General features: G+C 36.1%; 22 protein-coding genes. 4 read left to right on the plus strand and 18 right to left on the minus strand.

Features of this window, described 5'->3' with window-relative positions; genetic code table 11:
• Positions 1–30: 30 nt before the first annotated feature.
• Positions 31–501 (minus strand): hypothetical protein, encoded by a 471-nt coding sequence (locus tag A6M14_RS10890; RefSeq protein WP_152875010.1) that lies wholly within the window; start codon positions 499–501, stop codon positions 31–33.
• Positions 502–899: 398 nt separating this feature from the next.
• Positions 900–1586 (minus strand): ribulose-phosphate 3-epimerase, encoded by a 687-nt coding sequence (gene rpe / locus A6M14_RS10895; RefSeq protein ID WP_152875011.1) that lies wholly within the window; start codon positions 1584–1586, stop codon positions 900–902.
• Positions 1587–1785: 199 nt separating this feature from the next.
• On the opposite strand from rpe, the gene A6M14_RS10900 reads away from it, so the two are divergent.
• Positions 1786–2067, plus strand: coding sequence for a DUF2218 domain-containing protein (locus tag A6M14_RS10900; RefSeq protein ID WP_152875012.1), 282 nt, complete (start codon positions 1786–1788; stop codon positions 2065–2067).
• A gap of 81 nt (positions 2068–2148) precedes the next feature.
• On the opposite strand, the gene A6M14_RS10905 is transcribed toward A6M14_RS10900, so the two are convergent.
• The 9 genes from A6M14_RS10905 to A6M14_RS10945 form a co-directional block, all read right to left on the minus strand.
• The gene (locus A6M14_RS10905) at positions 2149–3198 is read right to left on the minus strand and encodes a M48 family metallopeptidase (RefSeq protein WP_152875013.1); all 1050 of its coding nucleotides are present in this window, start codon (positions 3196–3198) and stop codon (positions 2149–2151) included.
• Positions 3199–3210: 12 nt separating this feature from the next.
• Positions 3211–4296: a YjgN family protein gene (locus A6M14_RS10910; RefSeq protein WP_378226854.1), complete on the minus strand. Its 1086-nt coding sequence runs from the start codon at positions 4294–4296 to the stop codon at positions 3211–3213.
• Positions 4297–4462: 166 nt separating this feature from the next.
• Entirely contained in the window at positions 4463–5299 is an 837-nt protein-coding gene (fghA, locus tag A6M14_RS10915; protein ID WP_152875017.1) for an S-formylglutathione hydrolase, read from the minus strand.
• 19 nt (positions 5300–5318) lie between these two features.
• The gene (locus A6M14_RS10920; RefSeq protein ID WP_152875018.1) at positions 5319–6728 is read right to left on the minus strand and encodes a C13 family peptidase; all 1410 of its coding nucleotides are present in this window, start codon (positions 6726–6728) and stop codon (positions 5319–5321) included.
• A gap of 125 nt (positions 6729–6853) precedes the next feature.
• Positions 6854–7669: a class I SAM-dependent methyltransferase gene (locus A6M14_RS10925; protein WP_152875019.1), complete on the minus strand. Its 816-nt coding sequence runs from the start codon at positions 7667–7669 to the stop codon at positions 6854–6856.
• On the minus strand, positions 7663–8487 hold the full coding sequence (locus A6M14_RS10930) for an undecaprenyl-diphosphate phosphatase (RefSeq protein WP_152875020.1): 825 nt from the start codon (positions 8485–8487) through the stop codon (positions 7663–7665). The genes A6M14_RS10925 and A6M14_RS10930 overlap by 7 nt, the downstream gene beginning before the upstream one ends.
• Before the next feature lie 12 nt (positions 8488–8499).
• The gene (tsaB, locus tag A6M14_RS10935) at positions 8500–9162 is read right to left on the minus strand and encodes a tRNA (adenosine(37)-N6)-threonylcarbamoyltransferase complex dimerization subunit type 1 TsaB (RefSeq protein ID WP_152875022.1); all 663 of its coding nucleotides are present in this window, start codon (positions 9160–9162) and stop codon (positions 8500–8502) included.
• A gap of 138 nt (positions 9163–9300) precedes the next feature.
• Positions 9301–9831, minus strand: coding sequence for a gamma carbonic anhydrase family protein (locus A6M14_RS10940; RefSeq protein ID WP_152875023.1), 531 nt, complete (start codon positions 9829–9831; stop codon positions 9301–9303).
• A gap of 24 nt (positions 9832–9855) precedes the next feature.
• Positions 9856–10455, minus strand: coding sequence for a CoA pyrophosphatase (locus tag A6M14_RS10945; RefSeq protein WP_152875024.1), 600 nt, complete (start codon positions 10453–10455; stop codon positions 9856–9858).
• 118 nt (positions 10456–10573) lie between these two features.
• Between A6M14_RS10945 and A6M14_RS10950 the strand changes: the two genes are divergently transcribed.
• Entirely contained in the window at positions 10574–11122 is a 549-nt protein-coding gene (locus tag A6M14_RS10950) for an NUDIX hydrolase (protein WP_152875039.1), read from the plus strand.
• A 159-nt stretch (positions 11123–11281) separates the two neighbouring features.
• Positions 11282–12610 carry an anthranilate synthase component I family protein gene (locus tag A6M14_RS10955; RefSeq protein WP_152875025.1) on the plus strand — a complete coding sequence of 443 codons (1329 nt, stop codon included), beginning with the start codon at positions 11282–11284 and terminating at the stop codon, positions 12608–12610.
• A 125-nt stretch (positions 12611–12735) separates the two neighbouring features.
• Here A6M14_RS10955 and hisC read toward each other — a convergent pair whose 3' ends face one another.
• Positions 12736–13830 (minus strand): histidinol-phosphate transaminase, encoded by a 1095-nt coding sequence (hisC, locus tag A6M14_RS10960; RefSeq protein ID WP_152875026.1) that lies wholly within the window; start codon positions 13828–13830, stop codon positions 12736–12738.
• Between the two features lie 171 nt (positions 13831–14001).
• A complete protein-coding gene (hisD, locus tag A6M14_RS10965) occupies positions 14002–15306 on the minus strand; it encodes a histidinol dehydrogenase (protein WP_188110896.1) in 1305 nt (434 codons plus the stop codon).
• 208 nt (positions 15307–15514) lie between these two features.
• Between hisD and A6M14_RS10970 the strand changes: the two genes are divergently transcribed.
• Positions 15515–16276 (plus strand): hypothetical protein, encoded by a 762-nt coding sequence (locus A6M14_RS10970; RefSeq protein WP_152875028.1) that lies wholly within the window; start codon positions 15515–15517, stop codon positions 16274–16276.
• Positions 16277–16326: 50 nt separating this feature from the next.
• On the opposite strand, the gene hisG is transcribed toward A6M14_RS10970, so the two are convergent.
• From hisG to A6M14_RS10995, 5 genes are all read right to left on the minus strand, one after another.
• On the minus strand, positions 16327–17022 hold the full coding sequence (gene hisG / locus A6M14_RS10975; protein WP_152875029.1) for an ATP phosphoribosyltransferase: 696 nt from the start codon (positions 17020–17022) through the stop codon (positions 16327–16329).
• Positions 17022–18278 carry a UDP-N-acetylglucosamine 1-carboxyvinyltransferase gene (murA, locus tag A6M14_RS10980; protein ID WP_152875030.1) on the minus strand — a complete coding sequence of 419 codons (1257 nt, stop codon included), beginning with the start codon at positions 18276–18278 and terminating at the stop codon, positions 17022–17024. The genes hisG and murA overlap by 1 nt, the downstream gene beginning before the upstream one ends.
• Positions 18279–18282: 4 nt before the next feature.
• A complete protein-coding gene (ibaG, locus tag A6M14_RS10985; RefSeq protein ID WP_152875031.1) occupies positions 18283–18534 on the minus strand; it encodes a BolA family iron metabolism protein IbaG in 252 nt (83 codons plus the stop codon).
• 135 nt (positions 18535–18669) lie between these two features.
• Positions 18670–19002, minus strand: coding sequence for a ribosome hibernation-promoting factor, HPF/YfiA family (gene hpf, locus A6M14_RS10990; protein ID WP_152875032.1), 333 nt, complete (start codon positions 19000–19002; stop codon positions 18670–18672).
• A 174-nt stretch (positions 19003–19176) separates the two neighbouring features.
• Entirely contained in the window at positions 19177–20625 is a 1449-nt protein-coding gene (locus A6M14_RS10995; protein ID WP_152875033.1) for an RNA polymerase factor sigma-54, read from the minus strand.
• Positions 20626–20869: the final 244 nt, after the last annotated feature.

Below are 20869 nucleotides of genomic sequence, written 5' to 3' on the forward strand. Positions count from 1 at the left end.
TTTGAAAAATAAAATTTCTAAAAATCAGGATTAAGCTTGTGGAGGGCGCAGAATATCTTGTTTAAAGTCGGAAGAATGAAATATTCCATAGACCGAATTAAATATATTTTTAGAATTAAACGTCGAAAGGCTTAATGTATTCGACTCTAAAAGATTCACACTACAAATCGAACTTTGACATTGGCCAATAGAGCAATCTTTACAAAGCTGATGTGAACTTTGGGTGTCTGAATCACTTACTGTGCTTTGTTCACAATGTGCATTCGTACTCTGCATATCATGTTGCATGACGTGTTTTTGAGATGCTTTAACCTGAGTCAAGCAATGTTCACTTGTATCACCTTTATGCATTGAACTATGTTCTTGCATAGTTTTCATTTGAATAGTTAAGTGATGAACATTTGTAGTTGCAGGCACGAAAGCAAAGGCAATACCTGTCCAACTCATAACCAAAGTTACAAGTAACACAAATGTAATGCTTTTACTTTTCATGAACTGCATGAGCATAGCCTTTGTAAATTAATCAGGTCTATTCACTGAATGTTGTTCCTCATTCGCGTTCGAGAATAACGGAGTGTTGTTTTATACACAATTTTTTAAATTTATAATTAACAATACAGCAACAATTTAAAAAATATCGATTAAAACAATAAAGCTATTTATTCGCCACTCAATTTTCAAACTAAAGATCAATAAACAAGCAACACAGAATAGTCTTTTAAAACTAAAAAAAAGGATTCAATTGAATCCTTTTTAGACATTTTTTGTATAAATCACAACCTATTGATGCACAAGTGTTTATAAAATAAACGAGTTATCCATATAGTTATAAACACAGATATCCATACAGTTATAAACAAAGTTATCCACAGCGTGCAGATAACTTATTCAAAATCGTCTTATACTTCTACAGAACCTACTTTTGCAAGTTCAGAACGCATTTCGTTAATTACAGCTTGATAATCTGGCTTACCAAAAATTGCCGAACCTGCAACAAACATATCTGCACCCGCTTCTGCAATTTCACGAATATTTGCAGGAGTCACACCACCATCCACTTCTAAGCGAATATCACGACCAGATGCATCAATAATTTTGCGTGCTTCGCGTAATTTTTCTAATGTCATTGGAATAAATTTCTGACCACCAAAACCAGGGTTAACGCTCATTAATAAAACTTGGTCTACTTTATCAAGTACATAATCTAAATAGTGTAATGGTGTTGCAGGATTAAATACTAAACCAGCTTTTGCTCCACCCGCTTTAATTAACTGTAATGAACGGTCAATATGATCTGAAGCTTCTGGATGGAAAGTAATAATATCTGCACCTGCATCTAAGAAATCACCAATCATACGATCTACAGGTGAAACCATTAAATGCACATCGATAGGTGCTTTAATGCCATATTTTTTTAATGCCTTACATACACCAGCACCAAAAGTCAGGTTAGGTACATAGTGATTATCCATAACATCAAAATGAACGACATCTGCACCCGCAGCAATCACATTTTCGACTTCTTCGCCTAAACGTGCAAAATCTGCAGATAAGATTGATGGCGCAATTAAATATGGCTTGGACATGTAAGGGAACCTTGCTGGTATTTGGATTGATCTATCTATTATAACAAATTGTCGCTTGCTTCGTGCCTTTGATTTCTTAGCTAGTCATGAATCATCAGCGTTCTATTTTTATCACAGAATGTTTCACAATGAGAATTGTTCTTGTTTATTTTTTTCTCTATTATGTTTTTATATTTAAGTTAAAAATAGGCAATAAAACATGAAAAGCATCTCAGATATTAAAACTGAACAGTCTGCAAAAATTGCCAAGCGCTTACTTAATCATTGGAAACACAAATTTGACGTTGCAAGCACAGAAACTAATTATGAAATTTTCATGCCCTCTGCAACTGTTTCACTAATTCCTAAAACAGATCATCTTCATGTTGAAATTGACTTTAAAACAGATGACGTCGATCAAATTAAGTTGGAACAAGTGGTTGTTGATCATTTAGTGCGTATGGGGCAAGAAGAGCTCAATGCCGATTGGGCGCGTAGTTAATTTATATATTTATCATCAAAAATAATGAAAAAAGGGAAGTATTTACTTCCCTTTTTTGTTGCATGATTTTGGTATTACCTACTATTTTTGATGCTTTAGTTCGAAGTCTTTCACAGCTTGAACACGTTCCTTCGTTGCAGGATGACTTTGTAAAAAGTCTAGTACAGGTGAGCCCTGAACGTCTTTTCCATCCTTAGATAAATCTTTTTTAGCACTCTCTTCTAAACGCTGTAAAAAGTTTGCAAAATGAATGGTTGGGATATGATGCTTCTGCATAGTGTTTAAAGCATAACTATCTGCTTCAGACTCAAAATCACGTGAGTATTTAGCACCAATTAATGCAACAGGAACCGTTGTCACAAGGTCTGAACCATCTCCTGTTATTGCAATTAAAATCACACTAAAACCTAAGCTAGATAAAGTTTGTTGCAAACTATGTTTTTGAATTAAATGCCCTTGTTCATGTGCCAATACACCAATAATTTCTTCATCACTTTCAGAAAGCTTCACCAATTCATCTGTGATGATAATTGTATTATTTGGAATAGCTAAAGCATTCGCACCAATACTCCCACCTGCTCTAAAAATAATTTTAGCGGGTTTGCCATCGGCAATAATGCTGTTATACCGATCTACAATTTGCCTTTGCCGAGAATTAGATAATTTTGTTTCACCTGTTGCAGATATAATATATTGCTCTGCTTCATCACCAATAGTTTTCAGTGTGTCTACTGGCAAATGCTTCGCAACATAATAAGATGCCATTGGAACACCCCATTTTACTGTTGCGAAAATGAGTGCTGCGACAAATACCATACTAAATAAAATTAAGCTGGGTGACTTTTCAAGCTTCCAAATAGAGTGATAATTTTTTTTTGCACTTAACTGAAACCATTCAGGCAATACATCTTGAAACTCTATTCGAGCATCATCTTTTAACTCTATAACAGGATGTATTTTTCCAAGCGCGCCAATTAATGTCATATCTGTGTATAAATATTGGCGCTCGAATTCAAGTTGATCGCCATAACGTACCAATACAGTATTTTTATCTACAGCATAAACTTTTGCATTATGTGGCTTGGAGCTAAAACCATCATAAAATACAACATCTACATTCGACGTTTTCATTACCGGCTTCCGTTATAGTGAAATATCAAAATCGAACACATCACTAATTTCTTCAGCAATGGCACTGTGATCTTCTTGAACACGATTAAGCATTGAATCTGGGTCATTTTTCAAGTTCAGACTAAGCGATTCAACTTGATATTTATAAAGACGAATAGCAGCCCAAGGTGACATAAACCCTATAGTGATAATTTTTAAGAACCAATTGCTCACGATAATCCACACGTAGTGCCATTGATTGCAATTGGTATTAAATTCACTGCGACTAAGAGTGATATTATTCCAAGTTACGATGAATATACGCGCAGAGATTAAAGGCCAAATCAGTAACAATCCAATGAGGTACATTACACCAAAAATAACGCTCATTTCCTCAGCACCAAGATTTGCCAATGAACCTGCAAAAAACCAAAGTACAATGCCATAAACACCAATTAAAGCAATAAATGCTAAAACTGGATAATAGAAGGCCCTCATAAATGCAGACCATTCGGCACGTAATTTAAACTTTAATTGCCCTACATATAAATGGTCTAAGGTATATCGTTTAAACAACCAAATGGTTACAGGATAGAATAAGCCACCTGTGAAAATCGTTAGTAAAATAGATTTAAAGAAAACCCAATATATTTCTTTATTTGTACCTGAAAAATAGAATCGGCTATTACCAAATTTACTATTTCGTGCTTTAAAACGAAGAGTGGCACGAATCAGCCAAGGTACAACAAAATAAATAATCGCCAGTCCAATTAATGATACTTTCACTGAATAATTGGAAATCACACTAAAACCAATATAAAGGGCTAAAGCAATTAAGCGACCAATCAAAATTTTTCTTGGTATACCTGTAAAGTCGAAACGACGTTGAAAAAATTCAGTATTTCCATAAAAGTAGCGTAAACGACGCACTTTTGCCCATGGTGCATATAAACCTAAAGTAATAATCGTAAGTAAGATATTTACAATCCAGATACCAAAATACTCAGATGCATTTCCATGAAAATAAAAAGAATGAATTTTCTTCCAACTTTTCACTTCATGTTGTTCTAAAGGTGGAAGTTCTGGTGGAAATGGTGGTTCTGAAAAAGTTTGATGCATTAAATTGGTATCTGGTGTTTGCATGAAATATCCAGTTGTTTTTAGCCTTGTTATTAGAAAATAATCTAATGATATAGATCAAAAAAAATGCGTTAAATCTTATAAAAGATAAAACGCATTATCTATGAATCATAGAAAAGTTACCAATATGAGATTTGTAAGTTCTCTATGCTTGTAGCTGAAGCATGTGAAAATTCAAATGATCAGCAATGAAACTTTGGATGAAATAATAACCGTGATCATAGCCTTCATGTTCTCGTAAGGTGAGTTTCTGCCTAACCTTTTGGCAAGCTTGTTCAAATAAAGCAGGATGAAGCTGCGAATAAAACTGATCTTTTAAACCTTGATCAATTAATATTTCTTTAAATATAGCGCCTTTGCTTTCCAATAATGCGGTTGCATCATGTTTTAACCATTCAGATTTATCATTGCCCAAATAATTAGAAAATGCTTTTTCACCCCAAGGGCATTGGCTTGGTGCACAAATAGGTGCAAATGCAGAAACGGATTTAAATTTTTCTGGATATTTCAGTGCAAGTGTCAAAGCACCATGCCCACCCATACTATGACCGAAAATTCCAACTTTTCCATCTTCAACTAAAAATTCTTTTTGCACTAAATCATAGAGTTCTTCTGCGACAAAAGCTTCCATATTGAAATGTTCAGCCCAAGGTATTCGAGTTGCATTAATATAAAAACCAGCCCCCTGACCAATATCCCAATGATCACCTTGTTCAACATTTTCACCACGTGGCGAAGTATCCGGAGTAATTAAAATCAGTCCGAGTTGTGCCGCCAATTGCTGAGCATGAGCCTTAATTGCAAATGTTTCTTCTGTACAGGTTAAGCCTGCTAAATAAAATAATGCGGGACAAGCATCTCCATCCAAAGCTTTTTTAGGAAGATAAATACCAAATTTACTTTCGCCTTTAAGGCTTTCAGAATTAATCTTATAAATGCGTTGTTCGCCATTAAAACATCTATTATTTTGGATTAATTCCATTACGCTTCCCCTTTTTTAATTAATGAATATTCAGTGGCTCTTCCACTTTTGTTACAGGTTTCACTGAATTCACTTGTGGAAATAAACGTTGTTCTAATTGTGGCAACATCAATTCCATATTCTTACCAATTGCCCATTGAGGTTCAGATGGCTCAAATCCTTGTGCCGTTTCCCACTTTGCAACTGTATCTTTTGCTTGATTAAATGCATCAAACATCGAATGTTGTTCACGCATTGCCTGATCAAAGAACGCGCGACCAAAATAAGTATAATCCGCTTCATTTGAACAACCGAAGGATGCTCGATCTGCAGCAGATGCAGTAATAATTAAAGTATTTTCATCTTGCAGTTCAGAAACAAAACTTCCTGAATAACATGCAGAAATAACAATTACGCGCCAACGGATTCCAGATTTATCTAAAGTATCTTTTAACCATTTTGGATCGACTTGTTTTAAGTCTAATGGTGCATTTTCTATTTCAAACTGATTTGGCAATCCGTGAGATGTCATATATAAAAATAGTACATCACTTTCACGATTCATCTGCTGTCCCATACGGCGCAGTGCCATTTCTATACTTGTTCTTGAGGCAACAGGAATAACATTTCTTGTCATTGGATTATTCACAAGAATCATCGAACGTGAAAAAGTACCAAAACGTGTATCAAATTGTTCTTTTATGCGCTCAACTTCAGACATAAATACGTCTTGATAACTTGCACCTGCCACACCTAAAAAGTACCAATGTGATTGTACAAACTCACCAAATTCAATACCTTCAAGTGCTTTATTCAGAATTTTGTTTTGTGTATAAAAAGCTTCTTCACTAAAAGATGGTGGAACATCTTCAACCTTCCAAATAGGCTGACTTTTTACCGACATTTGCCATACAACCAGAGTAAATAAGGTTGCCGCAATAATCAGTGCTCGTTCCCACCAAGGCCATTTTAATTCACGTGAAAAAACCCAAACCACAGCCAAACTTTGCCAAACAAACAGCACCATAAATAAGATCGGCAAATAGTCATATAATGCATATGGCAAAATATCGACCATGCCTAAATATTGAATAAGGCTTTGTAATAGTGCGATGTGTGTATCTAGAACCAACCAAAGTAAGGCAGGCACAAGCAGTAAGCGAGGGTTATTTACACGTTGAGATAAAAAGATACCTACTATAAGTGCAATGAATGGCCAAAGCGCATAACTGACTAACCCTTGAGGATTAAAGTCACCAATTTCACCCGCACTTAACCAACTAAATAAGGTATTTGCTGCACCACCTAATATGCCCCAAAAAATGAGCTGAAAAACGGATGGGCGCACAATTTGTAATGAGCGTCTTGAACCTAAGAATAACCATAACCCTGCAGTTTGATTGCTTTTTAGATCATGCCAAAAGTTTATGGAGGGTTTGAAATCAATCATAGGTTCAACGTGTAGTTATAGACCGTAATTTGAATAATAAGTTTATGCCTGATAATTTTTTTATCAATGACGTTTTTTCACTATATCTCAAATCTTTGCAGTTTTTTTGAGTAATTACCAAAATACTAAGCAAGATCATGTTGAAAATACGCATCGAAACGACAAGCATCACCTTGCCACTGATGATTTGGTTCTTGATTTGCTAAAAATACCGCAAGCCTTGGTCGTTTTACGACAACTCGTTTTGCAATTTTTTGTGCCAATTCAAGCAAATTATCGCCTAAATCCATTTCACCATCTTCAGGTAAAATTAAATGCAACAACTGCATTTGTTTCTTCACTTGTGCTTGTTTCTTTTCTGCTTGCTGATTTTGATCACGTTGTGGAAACATTGGATCTAAATAAACAACATCAGCCACATTTTTTAATTCAGCTTGTTGCTTCAAATAATCGGCAGAGTCTGAAAATACCAAATGAATACGACTTACAGCCTTACTTAAAAAAGCATCTTGCATGGCTATTCGGTGTGCATCTTCAAGTAACGTAAACAATATAGGATGACGTTCAACTAAAGTAACCTCTGCGCCTAACTGCGCCATAAGCAAACTATCGTGCCCAAGTCCTGCTGTTGCATCTACCAATTTAGGTTTTTCACCTAAGTTACATGCGCGAGCAATCATCTCAGATTTTAAAGATGCACGTTTTAAGCGACCTACTTCTGCTTTCCAATCGGGCTGCATTTTCATGCCGTTGGCACACAACCACAAACCTGAATCATCTACACATAAAGCTAGCTCTGGGTTTAAACGTAAAAATCGAGCGTTTAATTTTTCAATGAGCTCAATGTTTACCAATACTCCACGAGAAGAAAGCACAACAGCGTACTGTTGTGCTTTCTCTTGAAATTCTTGCTCAGCATATAAGCGAATTTCATTTACCATAATTTCCAGCCTGTAAATGCAAAGAGTAAGATCAACAAACCTGAGAAAATGCGATACCACGCAAAGACCATGAAATCTCGTTTAGCCACATAAGCCACTAAAACTCGAATCAGTACAAGTGCAGAGATAAACGAAACCAATAAACCTACCGCAAGCACAATCCAATCTTGATGCGTTTGAAACACATCATAACTTTGGTAAAGGTCTAATAGACCTGCCCCAACAATAACAGGGATACCCAAAAAGAATGAAAATTCAGTTGCTGCTTTACGAGATACACCCAAGAACATTGCGCCAATAATAGTTGCACCTGAACGTGACGTTCCCGGAATTAAAGATAGAACTTGAATTAAACCAATCCAAATTGCGTCTTTATAACTTAAATCTTCAACTTCTTTTGCGCGAACCACAGGTGGATTTTTTTCAATCCACATAATAATGAAACCACCCACAATTAAGCCAATTGCGACGGCAACATCATTAAATAAAAGCGCTTTTACTGTCTGACCAAAAGTCAGCCCCACAAGCATAATTGGAATAGAAGCGAAGATTAAACCAAGACCTAAGCGACGACCTTTTTCTTCGCCTGTAATGAGCCCTGTTGCAGCTCCCCAAAGACGCGCCCAATATTCGTAAATAACAGCGGCAATTGCGCCCATTTGAATAGCAATTACGAATACATCACTTTTTTCTTTGGTCCAGAAATTCATTAATTCTGATGCAAGAATTAAATGTCCTGTACTTGAAATAGGTAAAAATTCGGTAATCCCTTCTACAATACCCATGATCGCTGCTTTCAACAGCAGTAAAAGATCCATAGAAAATCCTAATTATTTGCCCTGTTCTGGGATTTTTTTCCAAGCGTCATCACGTAAATATACGGGTAATGCAAGTTCTGCATCTAACCATTTCTCATGTTTCGCCAATTCGCGGGCAATAGTAGCAATATCTTCTGCTGTTGCACTTAAGCCTTTGTACTGTATTTGTTCTGCATTCACCAAGCCTGAACCTGAGCCTATAACTTGATATTTCACAACATTTTGTGCTTTTTCATAGCTCAACAATTGCTCTTCATCTACAGCTTGCATAATGTTGTTTTCATCAAGCTTAAAACTTGCAATATAAACTTCATTCATACGTGCATCGAGAACAGCTGTTACTTCTGTTAAACCTGCTTCACGATATGCATTTTGCGCTAAAGCTTGCAATGTCGATACAGGAATTACAGGAATGTCATTTGACCAAGCTAGAGCTTGAGTCACAGCGGCATTAATACGCACACCACTAAATGAACCCGGTCCACGACTAAAGGCAATTGCTGTTAGATCGGAAGTTTGAATTTCCGTTTGTGCAAAACCTTGCTCAATCATCGGTAAGATGGTTTGCGTTTGTGCTTTTGCTCTTGTATCTAATTGGAAAAATAGCGCTTGTGTTTCATCTACAATTGAAACGGAACACTGCTCATTGGCAGTTTCCAATGCCAGCAATTTCATGCAAGACCTTAAGAATAAATCTGATAAATATAGTGGCTATAATACTCCACTCATTCAAGCTTCGCGAGAGATTCTAAGCGATGATACTTAAAACTCGCTTAAATTTTAATGCGTCAGTAAATACTTAATTGAGTTAACTTAAAGGCTAACTTCTTCCAATTTCACAAATTTTTTAAAATGTTCTGCATAGTGCAAGGCACTTTTCTTCAACATTTTTTCGCCTGTTTCATCTAATGTTTTGACCACTTTCCCCGGTGACCCCATCACAACCGAATTATCTAGAATAATTTTACCTTCAGGAATCAAAGCATTTGCACCAATAATACAATTTTTACCAATCACGGCATTGTTTAATATCACAGCATTAATTCCAATTAAGCTGTTATCGCCAATCGTACAACCATGCAACATCGCCTGATGCCCTATCGTTACATAATGTCCAATATGCATTTCTATACCTGCATCGGTATGTAAAACTGCATTTTCTTGAACATTGGTAAAATCACCTATTTTAATTTTACTATTATCGCCACGAATGACTGCACCAAACCAAACGCTGACTTCTTTACCTAATTCAACTTGCCCCAATACCGTTGCATTATCTGCGACCCATCCATCCCATGGTAAATGTGTGGCTTGAGGTTGATGTCCTTGAAATTTGTACAACATGATTTCTTCCTGAAATAAGGTGCTTTATTTAAGATTAAAATTAGGCGAGTTAAGTAAAAGTGGCCAATCTTTTTTATAATCTAAACCATTTTGAAACAGTGAAACCAGCATACGTGCGGTTAAACCCCAAACCACTTCATCTTCTACTTGCATGCTTGGAAAATATAACTTTTGTTCAGCATATTGAACTTCATAAGGAATGGTTGGTGCATTCATTAAACTTTTTAAAGATGCAAAAAAAATACGATCAATTTCTGTGGGCTGTGGTTGAAGTTCTATATGTGGCGGGATTAATCCAACAATCGGTTTTACAGTTAATCCATTTTTTGACTTTTGCATTGGCAAATCGCCAATCAGCTGAACATCAAAAGGGTTTAATGCGGTTTCTTCTTGTGCTTCTCTTAAAGCAACCACAATGTTACTGGTATCTTGCGGATCACGCTTTCCACCAGGGAATGAAACCTCACCTGCATGGCTGTTCATCATAATTGAACGACGCGTTAATAAAACTTTCGGATCTGCCTCATTGGTAATCGCAATTAATACAGCTGCTTGAGCTTCTTTCGCTTTCGCTTCGAAACGCAATCTTTGCTGTAATAATTGGGTCAATGAACCATAATCCATATTTTTATCCTTTTGTCTTTACATCATCATAGCTGAATTTCCATTCAATGAAATAGAGATGATGCCAAAGTCCTAAAATTCAGTTATTCTGAAAGCACCTTTATCATTGATGATGAATATGAACTTCTGCGGCAATTGTGGACATAAAACAACTGAAAAAATCCCTTTAGGTGACCATCAGCTTCGTCGTGTTTGTACGCAATGTGGAACTATTCATTATGTTAATCCTAAAGTGATTTGTGGTGCACTTGCACTTTGGGAAAATAAAGTCCTGCTTTGTAGACGTGCCATTGAACCACGTTATGGTTTATGGACTTTACCTGCAGGTTATATGGAATTGTTTGAAACCATGGAACAAGGTTCGGCTCGCGAAACACGTGAAGAAGCCGAAGCTGAAATTGATATCGAACAGCTTTATTGCATGTATAACATTCCACGTATTGGACAAATTTACGTTTTATTTAAAGCCAATATTATTGATGGAAAATTTGGTGCAGGTGAAGAAACCATCGAATCTCGCCTATTTAGTGAAGATGAAATTCCTTGGGATGATCTTGCATTTCCTAGCGTAGAAAGAACACTTCGCCATTATTTTGAAGATCGAAAAACCAATATTTTTCCAAAGCATTTAGAAACTTTAGGTTCACGTTTAGACCATACAGGTTAAGCTTCAAACTTAATTCAGCATATTCAAGCTCATCTAATCGATGGGCTTTTCTTTTATTGCTATAAATCTAAACTCGATTCACGTCGCTTTTGTCGTGTCTAGCTCTTGGTTTCATGTAAAATATGGGTGAAATTCAATGATGTGCTTTTGCTGTATATGATGAACTCTCCTACTTTTAAACAAGCTTTATCTCAACAAGATCTTTCTTATCAAAAGCTTCTAGAGTCTTTACAGCCATTTCATCATGTTGTTTTTCTAAATAATAACAACCAACCTCTTATAGGATTTTTAGCAGATCGGTATGTTCTTATACATGCAAAAAAAACTGAATTTTTTCAGCAAACAACATTCAACACATATGAAAAACTAGAAGATTATCAGCAACTTTCCGACTTTTTAACATCATCATTAAATTCAAAAAATAAAATATTAACGATGGGTTTTGTCAGTTATGATTTTGCCGCAAATCAGCAAGTTCATGCCCAAAGAAAAAATCAACCGAGTCTTTTTTTAGGACAATTTTCAAGTTATTTAAGCTATGAAAACCAAACTTGGTATTTCAATAGTGACCATATTGATGCCCAATCTATCTTTCAACAAATTGAAAATTTAACTCAAAACCATCAAAGTTCAGAGACATTAGCACTAGCAGAAAAATGTAAAAGCCGTTGGTCGAAACAACAATATCAGCAAGCTTTTCAACATGTTCAAGACTATATTGTCGCAGGCGATTGCTATCAAATTAACTTAACGCAAGAATTTACCACCAAAGCAAAAGGTTCATTGCTTTCAACATCCGACCAATTTTGGACTTTGACCAATGCACCTTATGCTGGTTATTTACGTGTCGAATCATTTGAAGTATTGAGCTGTTCACCTGAACTATTTATCGATTTTGAAACCAATAGAAAAATAGTAACTAAGCCCATTAAAGGCACAATGCCACGTTTTGAAGATGCTGTTTTAGATGAACAATCTAAAAATACTTTAAAAAACTCCGAAAAAGATCAGGCTGAAAATGTCATGATTGTGGATTTATTACGTAATGATTTAAGTGTTTATGCAGAAACAGGTTCAGTCAAAACGCCAAAATTATTCAATATTGAAAGCTTTAATCAAGTTCATCATATGGTCAGCGAAATTGAGGCAACATTAAAAGAAAATGTACAACCTTTTGATGTATTGATGTCTGCGCTGCCTGGTGGCTCAATTACAGGCGCACCCAAAATTCGTGCCATGCAAATTATTAACGAACTTGAACAAGGTGCTCGTGGCGCTTATTGCGGTTCAATGGGATATTTCAATTCGGATGGTACAGGTTCTTGGAACATTCTAATTCGTTCAATTCAAAAATATCAGGAAGATATTTCATTATGGGCAGGTGGTGGTATTACCATTGCCTCAAATTGCGATGCCGAATATCAAGAGTGTTTCGATAAAGTCGATGCCTTACTCAAGTTACTGAATACATTCTATAAACATCAATAAAAAAAGCGACTCATTTGAGTCGCTTTTTTTAATCCCTCCCAACCTCCCTTTTTTAAAGGGAGGAGTCCCCTCCTTTATCAAAAGAGGGTTAGTGTGGATTTATATTCTGTTCTATTCTGAATAGATTACAACAAAATATCGTTTTTCAATGTATCAACTAAACGTTGATTTTGCTCATCTGTACCAATCGTAATGCGCAAGAACTGATTGATACGAGGTTTATTAAAGTAACGCACGATAATGCCACGTTCACGTAATTCAGCAGCTAATTCACCTGCATCTTTACTTGGTAAAGATGCAAAAATAAAGTTAGCACTTGAAGGCAATACTTTAAAACCAATATCAGCCAATTGAGCCACAAGCTTTTCACGGCTCGCAATCACTTTTTGATTTTGCTCTTCGAAATACGCTTGATCTTCAAAAGATGCAACCGCAGCAGCAATCGCAAAACGATCAATCGGATATGAGTTAAAGCTATTTTTTACCGCCTCAAGCGCCGCAATTAAATGTGGTTGTGCAATCGCAAAACCTACACGTAAACCTGCTAATGAACGTGATTTAGATGTCGTTTGGCAAACCACTAAGTTCTCGTATTTTTCAACTAAACTCACCGCAGATTCCGCACCAAAATCGACATAAGCTTCATCAATGACAACCACTGAATTAGGGTTGGCTTGAAGTACTTCTTCAATTGCAGAAAGCCCCAATGCAATACTTGTTGGTGCATTCGGGTTGGTAATGATAATACCGCCATTTGGCTGTTTATAATCCTCAACGACAATTTCAAAATCATCATTTAACGGCAAAATTTTAGTTTTTGCAGAAAGACCAAAAAATTGACTATATACAGGATAAAAACTGTAGGTAATATCTGGATATAGAATTGGTTTATCTTGCACAAAAAAAGCTTTAAAAATATGTGCTAAAACTTCATCTGAACCATTACCAACAAATACATGTTCCACAGCAACATTTTGCTGTTTTGCAATGGCTTGTTTCAATGCTGAAGCATCAGGGTCTGGATATAAACGCAATACATCCGCATTATTTTCCAATACAGCTTGCACCGCAGCAACCACTTTCGGAGATGGTGGATACGGGTTTTCATTTGTATTGAGTTTTAATAAGTTTTGGATTTTTGGCTGTTCGCCCGGTGTGTACGGTTCTAATTCACGTACATCAGGACTCCAAAAACGCATTTGTTCAGAGCTAATATTCATTTTTCTATCTCAATATTCCCTCTCCTTTTAGGAGAGGGTTAGGGTGAGGTCAAAAACTCCCTCTCCTAACCTCTCCCACAGGGAGAGGAACAATTCATTTCTAAACTAACTTCATCTAGTTTTAGATTTTTCTCTAATCAAAAAATTTATCTAAAAGATGATCCAAACAAATTAATCTTGATAACGATAACGTGCAGAACGTGCATGTGCATCTAAGTTTTCTTGTTGTGCAAGAATATCTGCTGTTTTTGCTAAAGTTTTCACACCTTGTTCAGAGCACATGATTAAGCTTGAGCGCTTTTGGAAATCATATACACCTAACGGTGATGAGAAACGTGCTGTACCTGATGTTGGCAATACATGGTTTGGACCTGCACAGTAATCGCCAATGGCTTCAGGTGTATAACGTCCCATGAAGATTGCACCTGCATGGCGAATATCTTCAGACATTTCTTCAGCTTCATCTAAACACAACATTAAATGTTCAGGCGCAACTTGGTTAATCAGCTCTGCACCTTCTGCACGGTCTTTCACAAGAACCAATGCGCCACGATTGGCAATAGATGTACGTGCAATTTCAGCTTTTGGTAAAGCTTCTAGATGCTTTTCAATGGCTTGTTCTACATCATTTAAAAGTTGTTCATCTGGTGTAATAAATACAGCTTGTGCAACGGTGTCATGCTCTGCTTGAGACAGTAAATCCATCGCCAACCATTCAGCATTATTTTTACCTTCAGCATAAACTAAAATTTCAGAAGGACCTGCAATCATGTCAATGCCGACTTGACCAAACACTGCACGTTTTGCTGCCGCAACAAAGCGGTTCCCCGGCCCTGTAATTTTATCTACAGCAGGAATCGTTTCTGTGCCATATGCCAATGCTGCAACGGCTTGCGCCCCACCAATGGTGAATACACGGTGTACGCCTGCTAAATGTGCTGCCGCCAATACCAATGGATTCAATTCACCATTTGGTGCAGGAACAACCATAATAATTTCGGGCACGCCTGCAACATGTGCAGGAATTGCGTTCATGAGCACTGAAGATGGATATGAAGCCAAACCACCCGGCACGTAAATACCCACACGATCAAGTGGTGTAACTTTTTGACCTAAGGTATTACCCAAAGCATCTACATAAGTCCAACCATCTTGCTTTTGTGCTTGGTGAAATTCACGTACACGGTGTGCAGCAAGTTCTAAAGCTTCACGAATTTCTGTGGTTAAACCATCAAATGCAGTTTTTAACTCTTCTTGAGTGAGTTCTAATTCTGAAAATTGATGTGCTGGATGTCGATCGAATTGTTGAGTGAGTTTAAGTACATGTGCATCACCATGTTGGCGTACATCTGCAATAATTTGGTCTACAGTTTTTAAAAGCTCTGGGTCACTCACAGTTTCAAAAGCTAACAAGTCTTTAAATACTTGCTTAAAGTTCGGCTCTTGAGTCGATAAACGTCGCATCAATTTACCCACACGGATAGTTAGGAAAGATTTAGTTTACCTTGTTTTAAAGCATTTGTGGGGCTACTAATAATGTTAATAAAAGGTTTTTTATAAGAATTTGCTATGGAGCTTATTAATAAATAATTTCTTTAAAATGAGATAAAGGCATCAATGCAATTATGATTTAAATAACCTAAGATACTGCTCAAATTTTAGAGTTTGGTGTCGGGGTAATTAAATGTTTAAAAAATCCATTTTAATTTCAAGCTTATTTCTTATTTCAGCTTGCTCTACAGAAATCAAAACTATACACATTCCCCGAAATATTGTTGCCACAAAAACACCTGGAAAAATACTCATTCCTAAATATAAAAATACAGTTCGAGTTGGCGAGGAAATACTAACAGCTGGAGAGTATAGAAAAGAAGCTACTACTATAAAATATGAAGCATTTAATATTTATGAACAGCACGAAATTCTAGCAAAACATAGAAGGAAAATAGTTACCTACCACCTAAAACCAGCAGATTTTTTTCTTTACCATACAAATGAAGAGGGTTCATATTACAAAGCAAGAGAAAGTGTAGAAACATCGGAAAGGTCAGCTAAAGCTTACATAGGATTATTTGTTCCAAAGAATAAAGCTGAAGCTACTGATATGTTTTGGAATTGGAATACGATTAACGATCCTAATTTTTATCAAATAAAATTACTTGAACCAATCAAAGGAATAAAAAGCACAAAATTTCAATTTTTAAACGATCGTTATGGCTCTATAACTCCAAGTGCAACCATTACATATGCAGGTGTCTCTAATGGACAAATTCGTTTTGTATATAATGAGTTTACAAATAATGGCTATATTAGACCCTCTTTTAAACAAGAAGTTTCTTTAGATTATAAACCAAATCGTACATACGCCTTTAAAAATGCTTTATTCAAAGTTCATAAAGCAGACTCAATAAATATTAATTTTGAAATTATCAGACCATTAGACTGATACTATAAAAAAACCGCCCTTTCAGGCGGTTCTTCAAAAAAGTTCAAAACTTATTTTTTCGCTTCACGCTCTTCCACAGCTTTTTCAAGTTGTGCAAGAATTGGGTTCAACAAAGCTTGCTTACGCTTAAAGCTCGCTTTATTCACAATTAAACGTGAAGATACTTGGCAAATTTCTTCAAGTGGCTCTAAACCGTTGGCACGAAGTGTATTACCAGTGTCTACAACATCGACAATGTAATCACCCAAACCAACAAGTGGAGCAAGCTCCATAGAACCATAAAGTTTAATCACATCAACTTGCTCACCTAAGCTTGCATAATATTGACGCGTTAAATTTACATATTTAGTGGCAATTTTTAAACGACCTTTCGGACGTTCCATTCCAACCTTACCTGCTGTCATTAATTTACAAACAGCAATTTTTAAGTCTAATGGTTCATATACGTTTTGCGCACCGTGTTCCATCAATACATCTTTACCCGCAACACCAATATCAGCAGCACCATTTTCAACATAAGTCGGTACGTCTGATGCACGTAAAATTAAAATACGTACATGTTTATGTGTTGTAGGAAAAATTAACTTACGCGATTTATCTGGATCTTCTAATAAGTTAATCCCTGCTGTTTCTAGCAATGGTAAAGTCTCTTTTAAGATACGTCCTTTACTTAATGCTAAAGTTAAACCATGATCAAAATTTCCCATTACATCAAAATTAGGATCATCGTTTCTCATATCGCTCATTAATCTACTCGCTTAATTTGGGCACCAATACCTTGTAATTTTGCTTCAATATTTTCATATCCACGGTCGATATGATAAATACGATCAATGATCGTTTCACCTTCAGCAGCTAATGCAGCCAATACCAAAGAGAATGAAGCACGTAAATCTGTTGCCATTACAGGGGCTGCAGAAAGTTTTTCTACACCTGTGATCACAGCATCATTACCTTCAACCTGAATGTTTGCGCCCATTCGTGCTAACTCAGGTACATGCATAAAACGATTTTCGAAAATCGTTTCTGAAACTGTCGCAAAACCACGACCAATCGCGTTAACCGCCATGATCTGTGCTTGCATATCTGTAGGGAATTCAGGATGTGGCAAAGTACGGAAGCTCACTGCTTTCGGACGTTTACCCATCATATCTAGCTCGATCCAGTCATCACCACGGGTCACTTCTGCACCCATTTCTTCAAACTTTTCGAGTACAGCTTCCATTAATGTTGGATCAGTATGTGTTGTTTTAACACGACCGCCCGTAATAGCAGCAGCAGCTAAATATGAACCTGTTTCAATACGGTCAGCAACAACGGCATATTCACAGCCATGTAAGCTGTCAACGCCTGTAACCACTAAAGTATCTGTATCTAGACCTTCAATTTTTGCACCCATCGCAATAAGCATGTTTGCAAGATCTGTAATTTCAGGTTCACGTGCAGCATTACGAATAGTTGTTACACCATCCGCTAAAACCGCAGCAGTTAAGATGTTTTCTGTGCCACCAACGGTAACCATATCAAAAACAACTTCGCCACCTTTTAAACGTCCGTCAACTTTGGCATGTACATAACCATTTTCAACTTCAATTTCAGCACCCAACGCTTCTAAAGCTTTAAGATGTTGATCGACTGGACGAGAACCAATAGCGCAACCACCAGGTAACGAAACCTGCGCACTACCATAACGCGCCAACAATGGACCAAGCACCAAAATAGATGCGCGCATTGTTTTCACAAGCTCATATGGTGCAAACTGATTGTCTAAGGTAGATGTATCTGCAACTACCGTATCACCTTCATATTTCATGGTGATACCAAGACCTGCAATCAACTTCACCAATGTATTCACATCTTTTAGATCTGGTACATTTGTAAGTGTAGTTGGTGTATCCGCAAGGATCATTGCTGCTAAAAGTGGTAATGCTGCATTTTTTGCACCAGAAATACGCACTTCACCTTCGAGCTTAATGCCGCCCTGAATTAAAAATTTATCCAATGTATTAAGCTCCGAATAAGCTTGCTTTACGCCATTCTTCTTTAGTCATTGCGCGAATAGTAACTGCGTGTACTTCACCACTGGCAATATATGAATTTAACGGTGCATAAACAGATTGTTGACGAGCAACGGGACGTTTGCCTTCAAATTGTTCATCTACAATACGAAGATCAAATTTTCCGCCCTGCCCACTTACAGCAACTTCAGCCTCTGGAAAAGCAGCTTTTAAAATATCAGTGAGCTGTTCACTATTCATCACAAAGACCTCTTATAGGACCGACGGTGTAAAACCCGCCATTTTACTATAAATATAAAAAATAATTCATCTGCTGTTGCATTATACCAATAAAAAAAGAGGTTATTTGAAACCTCTTTCCGTTTAAAGATTAAACTATACAGCTAAAGGCTGATAAACGAGTTGCATTTTTCGATGTTTATCGAGTTGGCGCTTCAATTTTTCAGTTAATTTTTTAATTGAAGTATACATATCATCAGCAGATGCTTGCGCAAACAACTCAATACCCGGCAATCGAATAATGGCTTCTGCAATATGATTTAAACTACCACGTTTTGAATGTTTATCAACTTGGTGATCTTTAGATAGCTTAACTTGCATGCTATTGATTTGATCTAAATGCTTCGTCATATCCTTGAATTTACAACGGATATCTTTTTCTATTGCATCGGTGATTGTTAAATGATGACCACGAATTGTAATTTGCATAGCACTATCCCTCACCTTTTTTTAAGAGTCGAAAAGTCATAATTAGAACGATTCAATAAAGTGAAAGAAAAAGTTCTTACAAATAAAAATCAAATCATTCTAACTAATCCTTAAATAAAAAAGAGATTCATTATGTCGTCATAATGAATCTCTAGAATAGTCAGATTTTAAATTTTAGATCAAGACTTTTCTCTCAGAAGATGAAGGAATATGTAACGATTCGCGATATTTCGCGACCGTTCGTCTTGCAACCTCAATACCATCAGCATTCAACATATTTGCAATCACATTATCTGACAATGGCTTACGTGAATTTTCTTCTGAAATAAGCTTTTTAATTTTCGCTCGAATTGCAATAGATGATGCTTCTCCACCGCTACTCGTTCCTACATGACTCGAGAAAAAATATTTCAATTCAAAAAGCCCACGAGGTGTCAGCATATACTTATTGGTGGTTACTCGTGAAATTGTCGATTCATGTAATTCGACTTCTTCAGCAATTTCTCGTAAAACTAGAGGCTTCATTCCCTCAGCACCAATTTCAAAAAAATTCCGTTGATGCTCAACAATACACGTTGCAACCTTTAATAAAGTTTTATGTCGTTCATCCACACTTTTTATAAAGTTTTTTGCTTCTAACATATGATTTCTTAAATACTGATTATCATCACTTTGGTCGGCACGTTTAATCATATTAGAATAAAAAGAATTAACGCGTAGTTTCGGCATAACATCAGGATTTAGCTGCACAAACCAATGATCATTTTTCTTTTGAACAACAACATCCGGAATTTGATAATCTAAATCTTTATTTTCAAAATCGGCACCAGGATAAGCTTTTAAACTTTTTAATAATGAAATTGCTGATTTTAGTTGATCTTTACTTAATCCTGTTTGTTTCATTAACTTAGCTAAATCATTTGAAATCAATAACTCATAATGATTTATTAACAGCATAGCCTCATTTCTATATAAGGTATGCACGGCTAAGCTTTCTAATTGCAACAATAGACATTCCGCAAGATTTCTAGATGCAATACCAATAGGATCCAAACGTTGAATCGACTTTAGTACGGCTAATACCTCTGCATCTTCCACTTCATCATCATAATTCATTGATTCTAAAAGATGTTGTACAGATGTGGTAATCTCTGAAATATCACAATCTAAAAAACCTTTTTCATCTAAAGAATCAACAATACAATGTGCAATTAATTTATCTATCAGTGAGAAATGAAGTAAATTAATTTGCTCAAGCATATGTTCTTGTAAAGTTAAGCTACCTTGTCGATTATCTTCACGCTCTTCAAAATCAATAGCACCAAGACTTGTTGGTTGATGCGTGTAAATATCATCCCAATCGGTATCTACAGGAAGATCATCTGGTAAATAATCAGCATTTAACTCATTTGTTAAGTCTTTTTCTTCTTGATCTTCAATAGCATCTAAGCTTTCTATATTTTCCAGCTCTTCTATTTTTTCTAACAACGGATTACTATCAAGTTGAATTTGAATTTCTTGTTCTAGTTCCAAACTAGATAGTTGAAGTAATCGAATAGCTTGTTGCAATTGAGGTGTTAAAGATAATGAATTTGCAACTCTCATCCCAAGCGATAACTTCATATAACCCTACTCTATTTATAGCTTTTACTTTAAGCAATATTTATGCCGTTTTAATTTTTTATAACATGTTTTTAATATTTTTTATACAAATTAGATGAAAAATATACCAATATTAAGTTCTAAGAATCGATTTATACGCTAAAAATATTTACTACAAAGGACTCAGCTTAAGGTTTCTTATATTTCTAATTTTATATGCATAAAAAAACACCCCCTGCATTTGCAGGGGGTGTTTTAGAATTAA

It is taken from the genome of Acinetobacter portensis (genome assembly GCF_009372215.1).
Lineage (GTDB): Bacteria > Pseudomonadota > Gammaproteobacteria > Pseudomonadales > Moraxellaceae > Acinetobacter > Acinetobacter portensis.